Source organism: Wolbachia endosymbiont of Drosophila tristis, from assembly GCF_028981745.1.
GTDB lineage: Bacteria > Pseudomonadota > Alphaproteobacteria > Rickettsiales > Anaplasmataceae > Wolbachia > Wolbachia pipientis.
Window position 1 is genome coordinate 25,360 of the sequence record NZ_JAPQLN010000106.1, and the last position, 6,983, is coordinate 32,342.

At 34.5% G+C, this 6,983-nt stretch carries 7 protein-coding genes; 6 read left to right on the forward strand and 1 reads right to left on the reverse strand.

The window, feature by feature from the left end:
* Positions 1–54 precede the first annotated feature (54 nt).
* Positions 55–1,248, forward strand: coding sequence for a pyridoxal phosphate-dependent aminotransferase (locus OZD64_RS04850; RefSeq protein WP_010082012.1), 1,194 nt, complete (start codon positions 55–57; stop codon positions 1,246–1,248).
* A gap of 45 nt (positions 1,249–1,293) precedes the next feature.
* On the opposite strand, the gene OZD64_RS04855 is transcribed toward OZD64_RS04850, so the two are convergent.
* Positions 1,294–1,782, reverse strand: coding sequence for a hypothetical protein (locus OZD64_RS04855; RefSeq protein ID WP_274999412.1), 489 nt, complete (start codon positions 1,780–1,782; stop codon positions 1,294–1,296).
* Positions 1,783–1,960: 178 nt separating this feature from the next.
* Between OZD64_RS04855 and OZD64_RS04860 the strand changes: the two genes are divergently transcribed.
* The 5 genes from OZD64_RS04860 to OZD64_RS04880 all read left to right on the forward strand — a co-directional run bounded on the left by OZD64_RS04860 (position 1,961) and on the right by OZD64_RS04880 (position 6,733).
* Positions 1,961–2,086: a hypothetical protein gene (locus tag OZD64_RS04860; RefSeq protein ID WP_274999414.1), complete on the forward strand. Its 126-nt coding sequence runs from the start codon at positions 1,961–1,963 to the stop codon at positions 2,084–2,086.
* A 184-nt stretch (positions 2,087–2,270) separates the two neighbouring features.
* The gene (locus OZD64_RS04865; RefSeq protein ID WP_038199305.1) at positions 2,271–3,497 is read left to right on the forward strand and encodes an MFS transporter; all 1,227 of its coding nucleotides are present in this window, start codon (positions 2,271–2,273) and stop codon (positions 3,495–3,497) included.
* Positions 3,498–3,632: 135 nt separating this feature from the next.
* Positions 3,633–4,853, forward strand: coding sequence for an MFS transporter (locus tag OZD64_RS04870; protein ID WP_274999416.1), 1,221 nt, complete (start codon positions 3,633–3,635; stop codon positions 4,851–4,853).
* Between the two features lie 40 nt (positions 4,854–4,893).
* On the forward strand, positions 4,894–6,171 hold the full coding sequence (gene glyA, locus OZD64_RS04875) for a serine hydroxymethyltransferase (RefSeq protein WP_274999417.1): 1,278 nt from the start codon (positions 4,894–4,896) through the stop codon (positions 6,169–6,171).
* A 436-nt stretch (positions 6,172–6,607) separates the two neighbouring features.
* The gene (locus tag OZD64_RS04880) at positions 6,608–6,733 is read left to right on the forward strand and encodes a hypothetical protein (RefSeq protein ID WP_010962996.1); all 126 of its coding nucleotides are present in this window, start codon (positions 6,608–6,610) and stop codon (positions 6,731–6,733) included.
* Positions 6,734–6,983 lie beyond the last annotated feature (250 nt).

Sequence of the window (6,983 nt, forward strand, 5' to 3'; positions counted from 1 at the left end):
TTCTAGCTTTTTTGTTGTACGGGGTTTATCATTTGAATTTAGCTTCAGTAAGATATGTCAGACCTTGCAAAAAGAATGTCCCTAATAAAACCATCACCTACGATTGCTGTAACTGATAAGGCAAATAAGTTGAAAAATGAAGGAAAAAAGATCTGTGTTTTAGCTGCAGGAGAACCGGATTTTGATACTCCAGATCATATAAAAAAAGCAGCTATTCAAGCAATAAGTGAAGGTAAGACTAAATATACTGCTGTTGATGGAACGCGTGAGCTGAAAGAAGCAATAATTAATAAGTTAAGAAAGGATAATAACCTCGAGTACACGCTTAACCAAATCTGTGTTGGTACAGGTGCTAAGCAGGTGTTATTCAATTTGTTCATGGCAACAATTAACTCTGGAGATGAAGTTATTATTCCAGCTCCTTATTGGGTTTCATATGTTGATATGGTAAGTCTTTTTGGCGGCTTGCCAGTTGTAGTAGAATGCAAACAAAATTTTAAACTGACAGCGGAATTATTGAAAAGCAGGATAACTAAAAAAACTAAATGGTTAATTCTTAACTCACCGAACAACCCTGCAGGAGCTGTGTACACATGTGATGAATTGAAAGACATAGCACAAATATTGCTTGAATATCCACATATGAATGTCGTTACAGATGATATTTATGAGCATATAATATACGACGAAAAGTTTTTTACTATCGCTCAGGTTGAGCCGAAGCTTTATGATAGAGTTTTTGTAGTCAATGGAGTATCAAAAGCCTATGCAATGACAGGCTGGAGAATAGGGTATATTGCAGGTAGAAGTGATGTGGTAAAAGCTATCTCTACGCTGCAGTCTCAAAGCACTTCTAATCCAAATTCGATAGCACAAGCAGCAGCAGCAGCAGCATTAAACGGTGATCATAGTTTTTTGAAAGAAAGAACAAGGATTTTTAAGAGTCGTAGAGATTTTATGGTGAAAGAGCTAAATTCTGCCCCGGGATTATCAGCGTCTGTTCCACAAGGTGCGTTTTATTTATTTGTCTCATGTGAAGGATTGCTCAGTAAAAGCACAAAAAGTGGTAAGATAATAAATAATGATTTAGATTTTACTGAATACTTACTGGGAGATCACTTGGTTGCTGTGGTTCCAGGAATTGCATTTGGTCTAGAAAATTTTATCAGAATTTCTTATGCAACCTCTCAGGAACAATTAGAAATTGGATGTGATAGTATTACTAAAGCGTGCCAGGAGTTAAAATGAAATAGACTATCCATAAGTTGTATATTTTGCCATACTTCGCCAAGGTTATTTTGAATGTTCTAACTTGTGTTTTTCTATGGAAGGCATTTTTATTGATTGAGCAAGTGTCTTTCTAATATTGAATTCCTCATTTTTTTCATTTTGTTGCAGTAAGTTAATGTTATTTATTTTATTTACTAAATCTTTCCCCTTTTCCAGAGTCTTTAAATCACTTTCGTTAATGTGATGTTCATTGTAAAATTCTGTAACAATTTCTTTTCTTTTCGGATAAGTATTTAAAAATTCCGACACCTGATGTTTAGCAACAGCTTGAATAAATTTCTTATTAAATCTTGAATCGTTATATAGATCTTCTAAATTTTCATCGTAGTGTTTTGCTTCATTTACAGCAAGCTTTATTATCTCTTCTATACCACTTAGAAGTTTCCTATACAATTTGTCGTATCTATTGCCTAGCACGTGTGTAGCGAATGTTTGTTCAATGTATTTTGTTATGTAATTTTGCAGCGTATTATCTATCGTGCTTATATTCATCAGCCTGCTTTAATATTATATTAACTATTTTACACATAAAAAGGTTAATATTGAATTAATAGAATACTTCTGAAGTCAAATTTTACTGAAAATTATGGTATTTAAGATATAATTGTCAGCATGAAATAAAAACATAAATAAAATGGATCTTGTAACAAAAGTGAAGCTCAAGATAAAGATGAATAAGGGTAAAATCATAAATATACTTATCATTTGTGGTGTAATTTTTTTCATATACCTTATTCATGAGCCAGTTGTAGATATGGTAGAAAAAATTATAAGTAAAATAAAAGGTCTCTTTTAAAAATAGAAAAAGTGAACTTTTTCCATCATCCAAACTTGAACCTGGAAAATTTAGTTAATGCATAAACTACTTATGTTGGCTATGAGTTCAACTGTATAAAATTCCGGTAAATTAAAATAAGTATTCATAAAAATATTGTTTTCTATAAACAGAGTATCTATAATGCTAGCTTTGGGGTAAAGTATTGCAGAGGAATTTTTTAATCTGGTTGTTGACGTCACTGTTTTATGCATACCAATATATATTACGCGTAATTCCAAACATAATTGCGCCTGAATTAATAACAAAATTTAACATAAGTATTGCAGATGTTGGCCAGTTTGGTGGGTTATACTATGTAGGCTATACGCTAGCTCATATACCTATTGGTCTTTTCCTTGATAGATTTGGACCAAAGTTTGTTTTACCTGCTTGTACCGTTTTGACATTTACCGGGACACTACCGCTTATATGCTTTGATGAGTGGAGTTATTCAATAATTGGAAGAATAATTGTGGGAATTGGGTCATCCGCTTCGGCAATTGGAATCTTTAAAGTTGCAAGCATGTATTTTGCGCAAGAAAAATCAGCAAGAATGGCCAGCTTATCTATAATTATAGGAATTTTGGGAGGGATATGTGGCGGGTTACCTTTAGACTTCTTACTCGATAAATTTGGCTGGAATTATGTTATCTATACATTCTCAGCATTTGGGTGTTTACTTGCTCTGTTGCTGTTCTTAGTAACGCCTGAAAGCAATGCTCAACAGGAAAAAGTTAGCATTAGAGACTTAAAAAACATACTTTTCAACAAGCATATTATTCTAATTAGCTTTTTTGGTGGACTCATGGTCGGTCCAATGCAAGGTTTTGCCGATGGTTGGGTGAAAGCATTCTTTTTTGAAGTATATAAAATGAATGAAGACTTGGCATCTTCTCTCTCTTCCGTAATATTGATAGGAATGTTAACAGGATCATTCTCTTTGGCTTATTTATTGGAAAAATATAAAAATAAGCATTATGAAGTAATAATTGCATGCTCATTTGCAATGATCGCTAGTTTTCTTTTGCTTTTTACTCAGATTGGTGGCTTGTATGTTGTATTACCTACGCTTTTTATTATTGGCTTCACATCTGGATATCAGGTGGTTACCATTTACAAAGCGATAAGTTATGTAAATAATAACTTAGTAGGCCTGGCTACAGCTGTGTCAAACATGATAGTTATGGTTTTTGGCTATTTTTTTCACACTGGGATCGCAAAAATAGTAGATTTGTGTTGGGATAGAACAATAATACAAGGAAATCCTGTGTATGGTGCTGAATTGCTGATAAAAGCAACATCAGTTATTCCTGTATGTTTGCTGGTGGCTGTTTTTGGGCTCTTATGGTTAAAAAATAAAGATTTTAGAGAAGTTGATTGTAATAAGTAGATAATTTATCGAAGGCTCGTATGATAAAATCGTTAGATGTACTAATTTAAGGCTCTTGTTATTATGAAATATAATACTTTATTTTACTTTGATATTTTTGTTTTAATTGTAATTGGGTTTTATTAGGTGGTAGGTATGTCGAAAAGTAATTTTTTTGTATGGTTGATAGTATCTCTTTTCTATGCATACCAGTATGTGTTACGTGTCATGCCAAACATAATTGCGCCTGTATTAATAACAAAATTTAATATAAGCATTGCAGATTTAGGGCAATTTAATGGTCTCTACTATGTGGGATTTACACTAGTTCATATCCCTGTTGGTCTTTGTTTTGATAGATTCGGTCCAAAAATTGTTTTACCTATTTGTGCTGTCTTGGTATCTATTGGAACATTACCTCTTGTGTGCTTTGATGAGTGGTATTATTCAGTATTAGGTAGAATAATTGTTGGGATTGGCTCGTCTGCGTCAGTAATAGGAGTATTTAAAGTTGCCAGTATGTATTTTCCGCGAGAAAAATCAGCAAAAATGGCAAGCATATCTGTTATTATAGGGCTATTAGGGGCAATATATGGTGGTCTACCAATAGAACTTTTGCTTGATGAGTTTGGTTGGAATTACGTAATTTATATTCTTTCAGGGTTTGGTTTCTTACTCGCTTTATCTTTATTTTTAGTTATTCCTTACAATGCTTACGACTTTCGAAAAGAAAAAATTAGCATGAAGGATCTAAAAACTGTGCTTTTCAATAAATATATCATTCTAATTAGTTTTTTTGGTGGCTTAATGGTAGGTCCACTAGAAGGTTTTGCTGATGCTTGGACAAAAGCTTTTTTATGTGAGGTATATCAAATGGCCGGTGATCTAGCGTCTTCAATTTCTTCTGTTATATATGTAGGATTTGCAGCTGGATTGCTCTCTTTTGCTCACATATTAGAAAAATATCCAAATAGACATTATGAAGTTATTATTGTCTGTTCCTTTGCAATGATTGCTAGTTTCCTTTTACTTTTTACACAGGCTGGCGGATTGTATATTGTATTGCCTGCACTTCTTGTTATAGGTTTCGCTTCTGGATATCAAATAGTAACACTGTACAAAGCATTAAGTTATGTAAATAATAACTTAATAGGATTAACTACAGCTGTGTCAAATATGATAGTCATGGTTTTTGGCTATTTTTTTCACACTGGGATCGCAAAAATAATAGATTTGTGTTGGGATAGGACAGTGATACAAGGAAATCCTGTGTATAGTACTGAATTGCTGATAAAAGCAACATCTATTATTCCTGTATGTTTGCTGATAGCTGTTTTTGGGCTCTTATGGTTAAAAAAGCAGGATAAGCAGTCTTAAAATTGCTTGTGCATCTTAAAATTAAAGCGAGGTTTGATCTATGATGAGTGTTTTAAAAAAAATCTGTGGCTCTAAAAATAGTTTAAAGTCTTTTGATAACGAGGTTTATCAGTCTATAGAAAAAGAATTACAACGCCAAAAATCACAATTGCAATTAATTGCATCAGAAAATTTTGCAAGCAAAGCGGTAATGGAGGCACAAGGCTCTTTTCTGACTAATAAATACGCAGAAGGTTATCCAGGTAAAAGATATTACTGTGGTTGTGAGCATGTGGACAAAATTGAAAGTCTGGCTATAGAAAGACTTTGTAAGTTGTTTGGTGTTAAATTTGCAAACGTTCAACCTCATTCTGGTTCTCAGGCAAACCAGGCGGTATTTGCTTCACTGCTTACTCCAGGCGATACAATACTTGGATTATCACTGAGTTGCGGTGGGCATCTAACTCATGGTGCGGCACCAAGCCTTTCTGGTAAATGGTTTAAGTCAATTCAATATACAGTGAATAAAGACACTTATCTGCTCAATATGGATGAGATAGAAAAGCTGGCGCTGGAGCATAAACCGAAATTGATCATAGCTGGTGCTTCTGCTTATCCAAGAAAAATGGACTTCAAACGCTTTCGCGAGATTGCAGATAAAGTTGGTGCTTATTTGCTTGCAGACATTGCTCACTATGCAGGGCTTATTGCAGCGGGCGAATATCCATCCCCTGCTGAATATGCACATGTTATGACTTCCACGACTCACAAAACTTTGCGTGGTCCTCGTGGTGGAATAGTGATGACCAATGATGAAGCATTACACAAAAAAATTCAATCCGCAGTTTTTCCAGGATTGCAGGGCGGGCCACTTATGCATGTGATAGCTGCAAAAGCTGTTGCATTTAAAGAAGCATTAGCACCAGAGTTTAAGACTTATAGCAAGAAAGTCGTGGAAAATGCGAAAGTGCTGGCTCAAGAATTGCAAAAGCATGGACTTGACATTATAACCGGTGGCACTGACTCTCATATAGTGCTAGTTGACTTAAGATCGCAGAAATTAACTGGAAAAGACGTTGTAGATAGCCTTGAGAGAGCCGGTATTACCTGTAATAAAAACTCTGTACCATTTGATACAGCAAAGCCGACCATCACTTCAGGGATCCGTTTTGGCACCGCTGCTGAGACAACACGCGGACTTGAGGCAGAAAATTTTAAAGAGATAGCTGGTCTAATAAATGAAGTAATTCAAGGATTAATCAGCGGAAATAGCTCAAGTGTCGAAAAAGCAGTAAAAGCTAAAGTTGAAAGGATTTGTAGTAATTTTCCTATTTATTAATTTATGTGGTGTCATCCAAGTAGCTGGTAGAAACGAAAAAACTTACTTGACACCCTTCGCCAGCCCTCTTATCATGAAACTGAAGGTATTCATTTATCTTCAATCTGTGCAGATTAAACGACAACAGTATTACGTAATTGGCGTCTTATTTTTAATTTTTTGCACTATGCGCACCCTACGTCTTCACAACATTTCTGGGTTTTTACCTATATAAGCTGAAACGCGCTTATAAAGCGTTTAAGACAGTATAGCACGCCAATTTGCAGGATTAGAGAATGACAACTAGCTAATACGGGATTTCTTTTGCCTTTTTTTCTGCTTAGTAAATTTCTTAAACATTTAAACTAAGGTGAGTTGCATTTAAAAGCAGCTAAATTGCAGTGTTTAAGACTTAAAAAACGCCAATACTGAAAATAGACAATGACTGGGGCTTCTTTTGCCTTTTTTTCGTTTGGTAAATTTCTTAATGTTTGTAGCTAACATGAACAAACATTTGAGAGTAACTTCTGCTAGTAGGGTGTCATCCCAGTGCCCAGACACTGGGATCCAGGAATTTTATTAAGTTAGTAAGCATAAAAGTAGCCGTTTTATGTTAAAATACAACATTTTAATGATTATGAAAAGGCTGGATTCCAGCGGGCTTTGTTGCATCGCTAGCTATGATGGATTAAAGATAAAAAAGATGGAGAATATCAGTAGCTTATTATTCTGGTATTTATAATAAGAACGGTCAGTGAATACCTAAATTTGAGTAAAAGAAATTTCACTACCACTCACTAATCTGGCTAAAATTCAAGAATTTCAATGCTTTA